10 protein-coding genes are annotated in these 15632 nt (G+C 51.1%); 7 read left to right on the forward strand and 3 right to left on the reverse strand.

The window, feature by feature from the left end; all coding sequences use genetic code 11:
• Nucleotides 1-112 precede the first annotated feature (112 nt).
• From ACYX4J_RS08860 to ACYX4J_RS08870, 3 genes are read left to right on the forward strand one after another with little or no spacing between them, the layout of a single operon-like run.
• Nucleotides 113-352: a hypothetical protein gene (locus ACYX4J_RS08860; protein ID WP_444933415.1), complete on the forward strand. Its 240-nt coding sequence runs from the start codon at nucleotides 113-115 to the stop codon at nucleotides 350-352.
• The gene (locus ACYX4J_RS08865) at nucleotides 300-2534 is read left to right on the forward strand and encodes an acyl-CoA dehydrogenase (RefSeq protein WP_444933414.1); all 2235 of its coding nucleotides are present in this window, start codon (nucleotides 300-302) and stop codon (nucleotides 2532-2534) included. Before ACYX4J_RS08860 ends, ACYX4J_RS08865 begins: the two co-directional genes overlap by 53 nt.
• Nucleotides 2535-2556: 22 nt before the next feature.
• Nucleotides 2557-4764, forward strand: a complete 2208-nt coding sequence (locus tag ACYX4J_RS08870; protein ID WP_444933413.1) for an acetyl-CoA hydrolase/transferase C-terminal domain-containing protein — start codon at nucleotides 2557-2559, stop codon at nucleotides 4762-4764.
• Between the two features lie 6 nt (nucleotides 4765-4770).
• On the opposite strand, the gene pta is transcribed toward ACYX4J_RS08870, so the two are convergent.
• The 3 genes from pta to ACYX4J_RS08885 all read right to left on the reverse strand — a co-directional run bounded on the left by pta (nucleotide 4771) and on the right by ACYX4J_RS08885 (nucleotide 9984).
• On the reverse strand, nucleotides 4771-6945 hold the full coding sequence (gene pta / locus ACYX4J_RS08875) for a phosphate acetyltransferase (protein ID WP_476178384.1): 2175 nt from the start codon (nucleotides 6943-6945) through the stop codon (nucleotides 4771-4773).
• 2 nt (nucleotides 6946-6947) lie between these two features.
• The gene (locus ACYX4J_RS08880) at nucleotides 6948-8150 is read right to left on the reverse strand and encodes an acetate/propionate family kinase (protein WP_476178385.1); all 1203 of its coding nucleotides are present in this window, start codon (nucleotides 8148-8150) and stop codon (nucleotides 6948-6950) included.
• A gap of 235 nt (nucleotides 8151-8385) precedes the next feature.
• Nucleotides 8386-9984 (reverse strand): isocitrate lyase, encoded by a 1599-nt coding sequence (locus ACYX4J_RS08885; RefSeq protein WP_282932507.1) that lies wholly within the window; start codon nucleotides 9982-9984, stop codon nucleotides 8386-8388.
• Nucleotides 9985-10098: 114 nt separating this feature from the next.
• Between ACYX4J_RS08885 and ACYX4J_RS08890 the strand changes: the two genes are divergently transcribed.
• The 4 genes from ACYX4J_RS08890 (at nucleotide 10099) to ACYX4J_RS08905 (ending at nucleotide 15574) form a co-directional block, all read left to right on the forward strand.
• Nucleotides 10099-11034, forward strand: a complete 936-nt coding sequence (locus ACYX4J_RS08890; protein WP_108733532.1) for a LysR family transcriptional regulator — start codon at nucleotides 10099-10101, stop codon at nucleotides 11032-11034.
• Nucleotides 11035-11210: 176 nt separating this feature from the next.
• Entirely contained in the window at nucleotides 11211-13385 is a 2175-nt protein-coding gene (locus tag ACYX4J_RS08895) for a malate synthase G (RefSeq protein ID WP_476178386.1), read from the forward strand.
• A 405-nt stretch (nucleotides 13386-13790) separates the two neighbouring features.
• Entirely contained in the window at nucleotides 13791-14639 is an 849-nt protein-coding gene (locus ACYX4J_RS08900) for a right-handed parallel beta-helix repeat-containing protein (RefSeq protein WP_476178387.1), read from the forward strand.
• A gap of 128 nt (nucleotides 14640-14767) precedes the next feature.
• Nucleotides 14768-15574, forward strand: coding sequence for a NosD domain-containing protein (locus ACYX4J_RS08905; RefSeq protein ID WP_476178388.1), 807 nt, complete (start codon nucleotides 14768-14770; stop codon nucleotides 15572-15574).
• Nucleotides 15575-15632: the final 58 nt, after the last annotated feature.

Below are 15632 nucleotides of genomic sequence, written 5' to 3' on the forward strand. Positions count from 1 at the left end.
TAAGGCTAAGTCCCTGGAAAAAATGGTTGTTTAATTGAAAGGGGGTGAGGGGGTCCCACAATACGAATTGCTGTGGACGGAGTGAGAAAAAGCTAATCTCAATAACTTTTCAATGGCCCTAAAAAAAATAACGCCGGTTTTGTTGAAAAATAAAATGTCTATCAGGGTAGGGGCATGCATTTCTTCTGTGAATTCTTACCTGCAATCAAACGTCTCCTATTATTGTGCATTGATGACTCTCTTGACCCTGCGGGAATTGGCAGTGTTTGTTGCAACGGCTGCCGCTATGGAAGGTGAAAATGAGCGAATTGCGCAAAAAATTCTTTACCGCGCCTCTTTTAAAAATTATTAAACGGGTACTTCCGCCAATTTCTGAAACAGAAAGGGAGGCGATGGAAGCGGGTGAAGTTTGGTGGGACGCTGAGTTATTGTCAGGTAAACCACATTGGGATCAATTGTTGGGGATGGGGCCACCTGCGCTCAATGAAGAGGAGCAGGCTTTCCTGGAGGGGCCAGTCGAAGAGCTGTGCCGAATGATCAACGATTGGCAAATTAGCTATGTGGATCGCAATATTCCGGAGCATGTTTGGGATTTCCTTCGGAAAAATCGCTTTTTTGGCATTATTATTCCCAAGAAGTATGGTGGTCTAGGCTTTTCTCCGACAGCTCACGCGGAGATAGTGACCAAAATTACCACCCGCAGTACCTGTGTGGGTGTCACCGTAATGGTGCCTAACTCATTGGGCCCGGGAGAGCTGCTACTGGCTCACGGTACGCAAGAGCAAAAGGACTACTATTTGCCACGTCTGGCAGATGGCACTGATATTCCCTGCTTTGCGCTGACCAGTCCGGAGGCCGGATCTGATGCGGCATCCATGATTGACCGTGGCGTAGTCTGTTACGGCGAATATCAAGGCGAAAAGGTCCTTGGTATGCGTGTTAATTGGCACAAGCGCTATATCACCTTGGGCCCGATAGCCACGGTGTTAGGTTTGGCCTTCAAGCTCTATGACCCGGACCATATTCTCGGCGATGAAGAAGAGCTGGGTATTACGGTTGCCCTGGTTCCCACAGATACACCGGGAGTTTCCATTGGTCAGAGGCATCTCCCAGCGCTGCAAGCATTTCAGAATGGGCCCAACTGGGGAAAAGATGTTTTTATGCCGATGGATTGGATTATTGGCGGCGAGGAGAATGTCGGCAAAGGTTGGGAGATGCTGATGAGTGCCCTTGCCGCAGGCCGAGGAATTTCTCTGCCATCCCTGTCTACCGGTGGGGCAAAAATGGCCGCGCGCATGACCGGCGCTTACGCCCGGGTTCGAGAGCAATTTAATGTGCCTGTTGGCCGCTTTGAAGGCGTGCAACGCCGCTTGGCTGAAATTGCTTCTATCGCCTTTGTATTGGACAGCGCCCATAAAACGACTACCCGTGCCCTGGATGAGGGGCGAAAGCCAGCGGTGATCACCGCAATTATGAAAGCCAATGCTACTTGTGGTCTACGCCAGGCCATTATTGATGCAATGGATATTCATGCGGGCAAGGCCATTATGGATGGTCCATTAAATTACCTGGGTAATGTTTATCGAGCGATACCGGTAGCAATTACGGTAGAGGGGGCCAATCTTCTCACTCGCAGTTTGATGATCTTTGGTCAGGGCGCAATTCGCTGCCACCCCTATATTTTGAAGGAAATGTTGGCGGCAGAAAACCCGGATCATGAAGCGGGTTTGGACGAACTGGATAAGTTGCTGCCCAAGCATATGTGGTTTCAATTCAAAACCCTCTGTCGGGGTATTTTTCACGGCTGGACGGTGGGCTTGTTTGCCAGCAGCCCCCGCAACGTAGGGCACGCCGCCAAGTACTACCGGCAATTGAACCGGTATTCGGCGGTGCTATCTCTGGTCACCGAATTTTCCTTGATGACCCTGGGAGGAGAACTCAAGCGAAAAGAATTGATTTCTTCCCGATTGGGCGATGTCTTGAGTCAGCTGTATCTGCTCAGCTGCACCCTGAAGCGCTTTTATGATGATGGCAACCCTAAGGATGACCTCCCTCTGCTGGAATTTGCCATGCGAGATGGATTGCATAAGATCGAAGTCAACTTGTTGGAGGTGTTTCAAAATTTCCCCCGGCCATTTATTGGCCAAGTAATGCACTTCCTCACCATGCCTTGGGGTCACAGTGTCCACACTGCATCGGATCGGCAAGCCAAGGCCTGTGCGGAATTACTGTTGACGCCGTCGGCGACTCGCGACCGGCTGACCAGTGGAGTCTTTCTCGGAACTCCCGGGGATGGAGTGGATATTGTTGAGCAGGCGTTTGATCGGGTATGCGCTTCCGAGCGGGCTCGTGAAAAATTAAAAAAAGGCGGTATTCGCAACCTGAGCAGGGATAGCGTGGAAAAAGGGTTAAAGAAAAATCTAATCAGCGATGAAGAGGCTGAGATACTCTACGATGCAGCGGATGCTGTAGAGAAGGCAATTCAGGTGGATCACTTCGAGCACTTGGGTGGGTGTGCGGGCACAGTCCAATAGGGTTTGAGGAAAGCTACCTCCGATGGAATCTGCGCACAAGAATGCTCCAGAGAGCTTTACCAGTGCCGAGGAGTGTGTCGATAAGCTCTTAGAAGTTGTCGGCAAAAAAATAGTTCTGGCATTACCGCTGGGGCTTGGTAAAGCAAACCATTTCGCTAATACGCTATACGCTCGAGCGGCAGAAGATCATACGATTTCACTGACGATATTTACGGCCCTGACGCTGGAGCGCCCCCGTGGGGATAGTGATATTTCCCGGCGCTTTATCCAGCCACTTCTGGATACCCATTACAGTCAATACCAAGACCTTGCTTATGTTCCCGCGAGGAGGAAAGGGCACCTGCCAGGTAATATCCAGGTTATTGAATTCTTTATGGAGCCCGGTTCGCTGCTCGGCAACAACTATGCACAGCAACACTACGTGAGTGCAAATTATACCCAGGTACCCGGTGAGCTGATCAGTCGGGGGGTTAACGTTATTGCGCAAATGGTGGCGCCCTCAGAGTGTGGAGACAAGTACAGTTTAAGTTGTAACCCAGACCTGACACTGCCTGTTCTAAAGCTGGCAGCTCAGCGCAAGGACTACCCCCTGTTTTTATTGGGTGAAGTAAATACACAGCTGCCCTATATCCATGGAAGCAGTGAGCTACCGGCCAGTGCTTTTGACTTTTTGTTGAAAGGCGAGACTTTTGATACGCCGCTGTTTGCGGCTCCGGCCCTGCCGGTAACCTTTACCGAATACAGTATCGCCTACCATATCGCCAGTCTGGTTGAAGATGGGGGAACCCTTCAAGTAGGTATCGGCGCCCTGGGAGATGCGGTTTGCCATGTACTGCGCTTGAGGCATAAGGAAAACGCCCTCTTTTGCCGGATTCTGAATGACTTGGTGGAAGAGGATACAAAGCGCTACCGAGAGGAATTACCTCTGTGTACCGGTACATTTCAGAGGGGCCTTTATGGGGCCAGTGAAATGGTGCCCCACGGTTTTCTCCATTTGCGTAGAGCGGGGGTTCTGACCCGTAAAGTCTACGCTGATGCGACAATTCAACATCTGCTCGATAGCGATCAGATTACTGATACTGTGCAGGAAGAAACGCTGCTTGCATTAAAGAATGCTGGCCGTATCAGTTGCCCTTTAACCGTGGCAGATACAGATTTTTTACAGCAGCTTGGCATTGTGGACCCCAGCTACAGTTGGCGGGGCCATAAGTTGCTGACTCCTGATGGTGAAGAAGAGGAGTGTGATCTTCACAGCGAACATGGGCGCCGCCGTCTAATTGGTAGTTGCCTGAATAAAAAGATCGCTGGGGGGATCTGGTTACATGGTGGCTTCTATCTGGGGCCGGAACTTATGTATCGAGAGTTGCGGGATCTGGACCCTAAGGAGGGTGCAGGTCTCGATATGATTGACATCAGTTTTACCAATGACCTCCAATCCCAAAGAGACCTAAAGCTGGCGCAGCGACAGCATGCGCGCTTTGTAAATTCAGCCATGATGGTGACCCTTGGGGGGGCGGTTGTCTCGGATGCCTTGGTGGATAACCACGTGGTGAGTGGGGTGGGAGGGCAATATAACTTTGTCGCCCAGGCTTGGGACTTGCCTGGGGCCCGATCCATTATTGCACTCCCAAGTGTGCGAATGCGCGATGGTATCTGCGAGAGTAATATTGTGTGGGAATATCCTCACACGACAATTCCCCGGCATTTGCGCGATGTGGTTGTGACGGAATATGGCGCAGTCGATTTGCGTGGTAAAACAGACCGGGATGTAATGGTGGCTATGCTCAGTATCTGTGATACCCGCTTTCAAGCTGTATTGCTAGAGCAGGCCAAGCACGCGGGGAAGATAGAAAAAAGCTTTTCGATTCCCGAGAGTTTTAATAACAACACACCTGAACATCTCGCCAGTGTATTCAATGACGAAAAATGCCTGGCGGAACTGCCTCACTATCCACTGGGTACTGATTTCTCTGATGAGGAAGCCCTGCTAGCGGTGGCCCTACAGCACTTGCGCTCTGCTGATAAAAGCTGGTGGAAAGTGTTGGCCAATATTTTTAAAGGCCGCCGGGTCTGGCACGATAAATCCTCAAGTGCCGACTATATCCAACGCTGCTTACAGCGAATGGGGTACGATCATACAGAGACCTATGAGCACAGGCTGGAAGCCTATACCGTTGCGGCCGCGTTACAAGAGTATATCGACCAGCGAAGGCCCCTGCGCCGTGAGTAAATAAAATCAGTGAAGTTTGCCCTGGGCCTGGATGGCGGTGAGGGCAATGGTATACACAATATCATCCACGAGTGCGCCCCGTGATAGGTCGTTAACCGGCTTGCGCAATCCCTGCAACATTGGCCCAATACTCACTAAGTCAGCGCTGCGTTGAACGGCTTTGTAGGTAGTGTTGCCGGTATTCAGGTCGGGAAAGATAAAAACTGTGGCCCTGCCGGCCACGGGACTGTGCGGGGCTTTTTGGGCAGCGACATTGCGGATTAAGGCGGCATCGTATTGAAGGGGGCCATCAATAATTAGCTGCGGTCTCTTCTGTTTGGCCAGCTGGGTGGCCTTGCGGACTTTATCGACATCGCTGCCGCTGCCGGATGTGCCGGTGGAGTAACTGATCATTGCGACTCGGGGTTCTATACCAAATGCCGCTGCGGAATCTGCTGATTGAATGGCTATAGCGGCGAGTTGCTGTGCATCGGGATCGGGATTGATCGCGCAATCTCCGTAGACCAGTACCTGTTCAGGGAGCAGCATAAAAAATATCGAGGAAACCAGCTCTTCATCCGGGGCGGTTTTGATCAGTTGCAGGGCGGGCCGAATGGTATTGGCTGTTGTGTGAATAGCTCCGGACACCAGTCCATCCACTTCACCCAATGCCAACATCATGGTTCCGAGAACCACATTATCCTGTAGCTGCTCAAGTGCCACTACTTGAGTAAGTCCCTTGTTTTTACGCAGGGCAACCATGGGCTCCACATAGTGTGCCCTCACCGCCTTGGGATCGACAATTTCCAACTTTTTATTGAGCTTTAACCCCTGCTGCTCAGCAATTTTGAAAATATCTTTTTCTTCGCCCAGTAAAACCGGGTGTGCAATCTCTCTCTCCAGGCAGAGCTGGGCGGCGCGAATGGTGCGGGGTTCGGTTCCTTCGGGTAGGACAATCCGCATAGTGCGGCGCCGGGCCAGTTCCGTGAGGTGATAGCGGAATGCCGGGGGTGAAAGGCGTTTGGGGATTTCACTTTGTTGGCTCAGTGATTCCACCCACTCCTCATCCAGGCGACTGGCGAAAAATTCCTGCACCCGGTCCACGCGATTTCTGTCATCTGATGGGGTGCGCAAATTAAAAGTCTGCAGTGACATCACCGTGTGCCAGGTATTGGAAGGCACCAGTAAAATGGGTAGGCCTGTTTCCATGGCCGGGGTGCACAGCTTCAAAATGGCTTTGTCCAAATGGTAGCCGCCGGTTAATAGCAGGCATCCAATTTTGACTCCATTCATCACGGCTAAACATGCGCCCACAACCACATCGGGCCTATCGGCAGAAGTTACCAGCATGGCCCCGGGCTTAAATCTTCTCAACATATTGGGCAGTGAGCGGGAGCAGAAAGTGACGGTATGCAACCTGCGAGTTTCCAGCTCCCCTTTATTGAGTACCTTTGCATTAAAGTGCCGCGCCAGGTCGAGTGCACGGGGGGAGAGCAGTTCTGCATTCCAGGGAATAAAACCGACAATACGCAGTGGAATCTGCTTTGAAAGTATCTCAGGGGTCAGGCTAGGGGGGCTTTCTTTGCTAGATTCCAGTTGTGAATGCAGTCCAATTAAATGAGCTCCGGGAGTATCCATAATTTCCGCTGGCAGACCCACTTTATTGATGATGCAGCCCACTACGCGCTTTGCATCCTCGCCGCCATAAAGACGAACGGCAAATTCCAGTCTCTCGCGAAGTTGCTTGATTGAATCGCTGGCACCGGGAGATGGACAGGCGACGAGTACCACTTCCGCATCTAGGGTTTTGGCAATTTGATAATTCAGTTGGTTAGTCACGGGATTGTCGCGGCTGGGTAGTACACCTTCGATCACGTTAACCTCAGCCTTCGCCGAGATTCGTCTGAAGCGGGCGAGAATCTCTTCCAGTAAATCCGCCATTTTTCCGGTAGATACCATCGAGTCCGCATATTCGGCACTCAGTGAGCTGGGGATGGCTAGGTTGGATGTTTGTCGCAAGATTTCAGTGGTGCGCTCTATAGTGCCGTCTGGGGGTGGGGGCTCGGCAACAGGTTTAAAAAATTGAAGCTCAATACTTTTTCGGTCTAACGCCCGAATTAAACCCAGGCTTACAGAGGTGATGCCGGCTCCCGCTTCCAGGGGAACCAGCATCAGGGTTCTGGCGTTGCTGTGTCGCAGCATGTTTAAGACTGCACCAAGCGCGATGTATCCCGGGCAATAATCCAGTCTTCCTTAGTGGGGATTACCAGGATGTTGGGAGTTTCCTGCGCAGAGATTAACCCCTCTACTTGCGACTTGGTTTTCTGATTGGCTTCAGGGTTGAGTTGGTAGCCTAAGGGCTTGAGCCATTCGATGGTCCGGCTTCGCACCCCGGAGGAGTTCTCCCCGATACCGCCGGTGAATACCAAAGCATCGACGCTACCCAAGGGGATGGTGTAGGCAGCGACATATTTGGCCAGGCGGTAACAGAATATTTCCAGGGCGAGTTTGGCTCCCTGATGATCTTTCTCGGCAGCTTGCTCCAGTGCGCGGCAATCACTGCTCAGGGTGGATATGCCCAGCATACCGCTTTCTCTATTTAGCAGCTGCTCTAGTGAGGCTTGGGTATATCCCAGCGATTGCTGTAAGTAGAGGAGTATTCCCGGGTCCAGATCACCGCAGCGACTCCCCATTACCAGTCCTTCAAGAGGTGTAAGCCCCATGCTTGTATCTACACTGCGCCCCTGTTTGATGGCGCAAATAGAGGCGCCGCCACCGAGGTGGGCAGCAATGATATTTAGTTCAGCCGTCTGTTTTCCCAGTAGTTCGGCGCACCGCTCGCCAATGTACTGATAGCTACTGCCATGCATGCCATAGCGGCGGATCTTGTGCTCTTCGTACAGTGGGTAGGGGAGCCCGTATAGATACGCATACTTCGGCATTTGCTGATGAAAGGCGGTATCAAAAACGGCGACTTGGGGTAGTTGGGGGAAGGCATCGAGGGAGGCGTAGATCCCCTTGAGAGCAGCGGGGTTATGCAAGGGGGCCAAGTCACAGCACTCTTCGATACAGGCCATCACTTTCTGATTGATCAAAACGGAGCTGGAGAAATGCTCGCCGCCATGGACGACTCGGTGACCTATCGCTTTTAACCCGTCCTGTAACTGTGACCAGGATCGGTCAAACTGTGTTACCAGCTCATTAATTACCGCCGCATGGTCGCTATCCAGCGCAAGTCGGTGGGAATCAGCCGTCCCTTGGTATTGCCACTTAAGCTTGGCCTTGGGGGTGCCCAAAGCCTCGGCGATACCGGCAAGATGTTCTGCACCCGAATCTGGGTCCAGCACGGAAAACTTCACTGACGAGCTGCCGCAATTGAATATCAGAATTAAATTTTGATCGCTCATGGTGCGCGAATTTCAACGAGGGTGCTTTAAGGCTAGCCGAGGAGTTGTCTTTGCGAGGGAAAGAACCGGGGTAGTTCAGTTTCGGAATAAAAAAGGGCCGCAGTAGCGGCCCAAGTAATAAAAATTGCAGAGATCAAAGCGTAGGCAAGCTTGCGGTGCTTTGAGATGAACCCAATGGGTTCAAAAAAAGAGGCGGCAAGTGCCGCCTCAAATTTACTGAAACCGTACCGGTCGATTAACCGAACTGGTTCATGGTGTTGTCTTTACCACCAGCCTTCAGGGCAGCATCACCAGCAAAGTATTCTTTGTGGTCGTCGCCGATGTCGGAACCAGCCATGTTCTGGTGCTTAACGCAGGCGATGCTCTGACGGATCTCTTTGCGCTGTACGCCTTTCACATAGCCCAGCATACCTTGCTCACCGAAGTACTCTTTGGCCAGGTTGTCGGTAGACAGGGCCGCAGTGTGGTAAGTCGGCAGAGTGATCAGGTGGTGGAAGATACCAGCTTCGCGAGCCGCGTCGGCCTGGAAGGTACGGATCTTCTCGTCGGCCGCTGCAGACAGCTCAGAGTCGTCGTATTCGGCGCTCATCAGGTTGGCGCGGTCGTATGCGGATACGTCTTTACCCTCTTCAGACCAGGCATCGAATACCTGCTGACGGAAGTTCAGGGTCCAGTTGAAGGACGGGCTGTTGTTGTAAACCAGCTTCGCATCGGGAACGACTTTGCGGATTTCGTCCATCATGCCGCCGATCTGGCGAACGTGAGGCTTCTCGGTTTCGATCCAGATCAGGTCTGCACCGTTCTGCAAAGAGGTGATGCTGTCCAGGATGCAGCGCGCTTCGCCAGTGCCCTTGCGGAACTGGAACAGGTTGGAAGCCAGACGCTTAGGACGCAGCAGCTTGCCTTCGCGGTTGATGATTACGTCGCCGTTGGCCAGCTCGGAAGCATCGATTTCTTCGCAATCCAGGAAGGAGTTGTACTGGTCACCCAGGTCACCCGGCTTATTGGTTACAGCGATTTGCTTGGTCAGGCCAGCGCCCAGGGAGTCGGTACGGGCAACGATAACACCGTTGTCTACGCCCAGTTCCAGGAACGCGTAGCGAACTGCGCGGATCTTGGCCAGGAAGTCTTCGTGAGGAACGGTTACTTTACCGTCCTGGTGACCACACTGCTTCTCGTCAGAAACCTGGTTTTCGATTTGGATACAGCAAGCACCCGCTTCGATCATTTTCTTGGCCAGCAGGTAAGTTGCTTCGGCGTTACCAAAACCTGCATCGATGTCGGCGATGATCGGTACAATGTGAGTCTTGTGGTTGTCGATCTTGTCCTGGGCAGCTTTCTCAGCTTCTTTATCGCCAGCTTCGCGAGCGGCGTCCACTTCGCGGAACAGGTCGTTCAATTCGCGGGCATCAGCCTGGCGCAGGAAGGTGTAGAGCTCTTCGATCAGAGCAGCTACGGAAGTTTTTTCGTGCATGGACTGGTCGGGCAGAGGACCGAATTCGCTGCGCAGAGCGGCGACCATCCAGCCGGACAGGTACAGGTAGCGGCGGTCAGTGTTGCCTTCGAAGTGCTTCTTAATAGAAATCATCTTCTGCTGACCGATGAAACCGTGCCAGCAACCCAGGGACTGGGTGTACTTGGACGTGTCCTTGTCGTAGTTTTCCATGTCGGCGCGCATGATATCAGCGGTGTACTTGGCGATATCCAGGCCGTGCTTGAATTTGTTCTGGGCACGCATACGGGCAACAGATTCGGGATCGATGGCGTCCCAGGAGCTGCCATGACTTTCACGGAGCTTTGCTACCGCGTCGATGTCTTGAGTGTAAGTGGACATGACTGTAAATCCTTAAACGGTGACTGCGATTAGGTGTTGAGTATCTTAGGAGGAGTGGCATAATTTGCCTAATTTATTGATTTTATTTTCACTATCGATTTGGCGAATAGATGTATGCAACTGGAAAGAGCTGACCTGAACCTGCTGGTTTACCTCGATGTGCTGCTGCGCGAACGCAATGTGACCCGTGCAGCCAATTACCTGGGACTGTCCCAGCCGGCCATGAGTAATGGCCTGAAGCGTCTGCGGGAACTGTTTGACGATCCGTTGCTGGTGCGCACCCGTGAGGGCATGATGCCCACGGAAAGGGCTTTGGAATTGCAGCCGATGGTGCGCGAAGCACTCTCTTCCATTGATCGGGTTATCCAGCCAAATCGGGATTTTGACCCCGCCAATACCCGCCGCACCTTCCGCATCATGGCCAGTGACTACGCCGAGTCCACCCTGATACCGCCGCTGTTAAAGCAGCTGCGGGATGACGCCCCGGGTATCAGTCTGGATATCATGACGCCCAGTGATGTGAGCTTTGTGGATGTAGAGCAGGGCAAAGTGGATATGGTGATCAACCGCTTTGACAGTATGCCGCAGAGCTTTCACCAGGCCACCGTATGGCGCGATAGCTTCTCCTGTGTGATGCGCGCTGATAACCCGATACTCCGGGATTACAATCTGCAGAGTTATCTGGAAGCCCAGCATATCTGGGTGAGCAAGACCGGTATGGGGGTGGGTGTCGGGGTTAACCCGGAAGATGTACAGCGCTTGGGCTGGGTGGATGAGGCCATAGGTCGTTTGGGAGAGAAGCGGGATATCTCCGTTTTCACCCGTCACTACCAGGTAGCTATGCTGCTGGCTGAACAGAGCGATCTGATCGTAACGGTGCCCACTCGCCTGGCTCAATTGGCCAGTGATAATCCCCGCGTGGTGAGGCGTGACCCGCCCCTGGATATTCCCAATTTGGAGTTGAAAATGGCTTGGAGCCCACTGTTGCAACAGAGCGCCCCGCACCGCTGGCTGCGCCGTTTAATTCTCGATATTGGCCGCGCTTTGTAACGATGTTGCAGGTGGGCGCTGTGTCTGCGCGGTTCTGTCTGGGCAAACACACATCAACTGCTTTGTCATAAAAATTCGATCTATGAATAGTGGGAATTGTGTCTATAAATTAGCGGTATGTGGAAATGGCTGTTTAGAATGCCGCTATTCCAACAATCTGATGAGAGGCCCTGGGTATGACGGAACGAGTCCAAATCGGCGATCTGCAAATCGCACCAGAACTTTACAACCTGGTTTGCGAGGAGGTGATTCCAGGAACTGGAGTTAGCGCCGAAGCTTTCTGGGCCAAATTGGAATCTATTGTCCACGATCTGGCCCCGGTAAATCGCGCCTTGCTGGAAAAACGCGATGAACTGCAGGAGACCCTGGATCGCTGGCACACGGACAACCCCGAGGGTTTCCGCGATCTGGAAGGCTACCAGACTTTCCTGCGAGAGATCGGCTACCTCGCCGACGAGCCTGCTGAATTTAGCGCAACTACCGAAAATGTCGATGAAGAGATCGCCATCCTGGCGGGACCTCAGCTGGTTGTGCCGGTAATGAACGCACGCTACGCCCTCAATGCGGCAAACGCGCGCTGGGGCAGCCTTTACGACGCACTCTACGGTACAGATGTGATCAGTGAAGAGGGTGGCGCGGAAAAAGGTACGGAATACAACCCGGTTCGCGGCGCTAAAGTGATCCAATATGCACGCAACTTCCTCGATCAGTCAGCCCCGCTTACCTGCGGTAGTCACGCTGAGGCGGTGCAATACCGCATCAATGGTTCACTGCTGGAAGTGGTACAGGCCAGTGGCGACATCGCCACCTTAAAAGATGCCAAGCAGTTTGTTGGTTATTTGGGTGACAGTGAAGAGCCCTCCAGCATCCTGCTGAAGCAGCACGGTTTGCACTTTGAGATCCAGGTGGATCGCGAGAGCCCCATCGGCAAAACCGATGATGCCGGTGTTAAAGATGTGCTAATGGAATCTGCGCTGACCACCATTATGGATTGCGAGGATTCGGTAGCGGCTGTCGATGCTGAAGATAAGGTAGTGGTTTACCGCAACTGGCTAGGTCTGATGAAGGGCGACCTGAAGGAAACCATTAGCAAAGGCGGCAAGTCCTTTGAGCGCAGGCTCAATGCAGATCGTGAGTACACCTCCCCGAACGGCAACCAGGTTACCTTACCGGGGCGCAGCCTGATGTTCGTACGCAACGTCGGCCACCTGATGACCAACGATGCAGTGCTGTTCGGCGATGGCCAGGAAATCCCCGAAGGGATTCTCGACGGCATGATCACCAGCTTGATCGCTTTGCACGACCTCCGTGGCGAGAGCCCGATCAAGAATTCCCGTGAAGGCAGCATCTATATCGTAAAACCGAAGATGCACGGCCCGGAGGAAGTGGCTTTCGCCAATACTCTGTTTAACCGAATCGAAGATGCGCTCGATCTGCCCCGTTACACAGTAAAAATGGGCATTATGGACGAAGAGCGTCGCACCACTGTGAACCTCAAGGCCTGTATTGCCGAAGCGAAAGAGCGTGTAGTCTTTATTAATACTGGTTTCCTGGATCGCACCGGTGACGAGATCCATACTTCCATGCTTGCGGGCCCCATGATTCGCAAGGGTGATATGAAGCAATCCACATGGATTAACGCCTACGAAGAATGGAATGTGGATGTTGGCCTGAACAGTGGCCTGAAGGGCAGAGCGCAAATTGGTAAGGGCATGTGGCCAATTCCAGACCAGATGTCAGCCATGATGCACGCTAAGTTGGCCCACCCAATGGCCGGTGCCAATACGGCGTGGGTACCGTCGCCCACGGCTGCTACCTTGCATGCCTTACACTACCACAAAGTGGATGTGAATCGCCGCCAGGAAGAGATTCAACATCGCCATCACGCTAAGTTGGAAGATATTTTAACGGTTCCGGTAGCGGCCGAAACAAACTGGAGTGCTAAAGATATCCAGCTTGAGTTGGACAACAATGCTCAAGGTATTCTCGGCTATGTAGTGCGCTGGGTAGAGCAGGGCGTGGGTTGCTCCAAGGTGCCGGATATCAATGATGTCGGCCTGATGGAAGACCGTGCAACCCTGAGAATTTCCTCTCAGCATATCGCCAACTGGCTCAAGCAGGGTATCGTTAGCGAAAAGCAAGTGCGTGAAACCATGGAGCGTATGGCTGCTGTGGTAGACCGCCAGAATGCCGGCGACTCCAACTATAACGATATGGCACCGAACTTTGATAAGAGCGTTGCCTTCCAGGCTGCTTGTGAGCTGGTATTTGAAGGTTGTGCCCAGCCAAATGGTTATACCGAGCCGGTTCTGCATCGCCGTAGGCGCGAGTTTAAAGCTCTTAATGCATAATTGCTGAGCTAATTGAGATTGAAAAGGCCCCAATGGGGCCTTTTTTATTTTGGGGGTCATTGGATTATTAATTAATTGGCACGAGCTTGATTGTTCCGCGTTAACCCACTTTGCTGCGGGTAATCCTGTAGCTTCTCTATTGGCTCTTAAGTTAAATTATGGAACTCTAACTTGCAGAGTTTTTCATCTTTGTTATTCGTTATTGGATTGGGTGACCAAGGCAAAATAAGCAGTGCACCTTAGAGGGGTTGATGAAGCAGGAAGAATTCTTCTTATGTGTGTTTGGGAATTGGTCTGTGCAAGCATGTTATTTTCTATGGATTGAGATGATGTTCCTATGGCAGGGTAATACGGACAGGCGATACTGAGGTGATATTTTTTTACATTCTTACCAGGGCTCAATCCATGTTTAATTACCCAAAGGATATCTACGCGACTGGATTAGTGATGCTGTTTTCATGTGTTTATTCTACCGGTAGTTTGGCTGTCCAATGCGGAGATATTATTGCCAATTCTCAAGTCCTCACTGACGCATTATCTTGCAGTGATGATCCAGCGCTAACTATTGAGGGGCCGGAGGGTTTCCTTGTGATAGAAGGTGAGGGTTCTATTGAGTGCACTACTAATGGTATAGGAATCCATATGCTGGGGAGATCTGGGCTTGTCATGGGCGGGGTTGTCACTAATTGTGATTTAGGGTTGTTGTTGGATGGAGATGGTTCCCATAAAGTGATTGGTGTAACAGTTGAAGAATCCTCTAGCGCAGCAATTTTTGCACAAAGTGACGGTAATCTAATTCGTCAAAGCACGGTGTCGAACACTACTAACGTAATAGCATCTGGTTTGGAGCTAGATGGTGAGAGAAATGTTGCCGTTGGTAATAATGTGTCCGGATTTTTAGAATATGGAATAGCTGGCTTTGGTTTCTATTCATATATTGGAAATAATTATGTAGAGAATAGTGAGTTGGGGATTATATTGGGTGCATTAGTAGTTGATGGAGAGAGTATAGGTGCTTCGTATTGCGTAATTGAAAGTAATACAGTGGTAGGCAGTCTACGTACGGGGATTGGAATAGGCGCACCCTATACATATCCTAACATGGATAATTTAGTGACAGGGAATACTGTAACTGGAAGTGGTAATGATGATATTTTGGATGATAATGAAGAGTCAGATTGTAGTGATGGTTTAAATGTGTGGTCTAACAATGCTGCTGATACATCATTTCCATCCTGCCTTAAAAATCTTTAGAAGTTAAGAAAATATTCCTATAGTGGGTTGATCGTAAAGAGGCGACACTTTGGTGAAGCTATACTCTACTTGCTGAGGTTCCATAAATGTCCTTCTCTCCAAAAACACTCCTTGCTCCTGGGGTGGTGATGTCAACTCTATACTTTTCTTCAGTCTGCATTGCAGATGTTGAATGTGGCGATACTATTACTGACGCGCAGACTCTTACTGGTGAGCTTTCTTGCAGCGAAGATCCAGCAATAACGGTTGAAGGCCCTGACGGTAGTCTTGTAATGTCTGGTGAAGGCGCAATTGAATGCACTACCGATGGGGTTGGGGTACTTATGTTGGGAACTTCAGGAGTTGTGACGGGTGGAGTTGTTAGTAATTGTGAAACTGGATTGGAGTTGGCGGGGAGTGGCCTACATAAAGTATTCAGTGTAACCGTCGAGGAATCCAGTGGCGCAGGCGTTTTTGCAGAAAGTGATAGTAACCTTATCCGACAGAATACCTTGTCAAACACCACTAATGTTCAGGCATCGGGTATTGTGCTGGAAGGGGTGGCTAATGTTGCAATTGGAAATAGTGTCTCTGGTTTTTTTGAAAATGGAATAGGTGGCTTTGGTTTCTTTTCTTATATTGGGAATAATTATTTAGAAGGTAATGCTGTTGCTATAAGCCTGGGAGCAAGAATAATTGATGGTGTGACTGTAGGTGCTTCTTTTTGTGTTATTGCCAGTAATAATGTCCAGAATAATGAAATTTGGGGCATAGCGATTGGAGGTCCATATGTCATTCAGAATATGGACAATGTAGTTAGTGGAAATACAGTAGCAGGCAGTGGTTTTGATGACCTTTTAGATGACAACGAGGCTTCAGATTGTAGTTCTGGGACCAATATTTGGTCTGGCAATACAGCAAATACTTCGTTCCCTTCATGCCTTAAAGATTTATAAGTAGTGTATTTTGGGTGTGGCTCAGTTAGTCATAATCTTGATCTTTAGGCTTGCAGAA

The organism is Microbulbifer sp. ABM4_008, assembly GCF_056311705.1.

Coding starts and splice junctions, on each gene's coding strand:
- ACYX4J_RS08900 (WP_476178387.1), top strand. CDS start 13,791: ATGTTTAATTACCCAAAGGATATCTACGCGACTGGATTAGTGATGCTG.
- ACYX4J_RS08885 (WP_282932507.1), bottom strand. CDS start 9,984: ATGTCCACTTACACTCAAGACATCGACGCGGTAGCAAAGCTCCGTGAA.
- ACYX4J_RS08870 (WP_444933413.1), top strand. CDS start 2,557: ATGGAATCTGCGCACAAGAATGCTCCAGAGAGCTTTACCAGTGCCGAG.
- ACYX4J_RS08860 (WP_444933415.1), top strand. CDS start 113: ATGGCCCTAAAAAAAATAACGCCGGTTTTGTTGAAAAATAAAATGTCT.
- ACYX4J_RS08905 (WP_476178388.1), top strand. CDS start 14,768: ATGTCAACTCTATACTTTTCTTCAGTCTGCATTGCAGATGTTGAATGT.
- ACYX4J_RS08865 (WP_444933414.1), top strand. CDS start 300: ATGAGCGAATTGCGCAAAAAATTCTTTACCGCGCCTCTTTTAAAAATT.
- ACYX4J_RS08895 (WP_476178386.1), top strand. CDS start 11,211: ATGACGGAACGAGTCCAAATCGGCGATCTGCAAATCGCACCAGAACTT.
- ACYX4J_RS08890 (WP_108733532.1), top strand. CDS start 10,099: ATGCAACTGGAAAGAGCTGACCTGAACCTGCTGGTTTACCTCGATGTG.
- ACYX4J_RS08880 (WP_476178385.1), bottom strand. CDS start 8,150: ATGAGCGATCAAAATTTAATTCTGATATTCAATTGCGGCAGCTCGTCA.
- pta (WP_476178384.1), bottom strand. CDS start 6,945: ATGCTGCGACACAGCAACGCCAGAACCCTGATGCTGGTTCCCCTGGAA.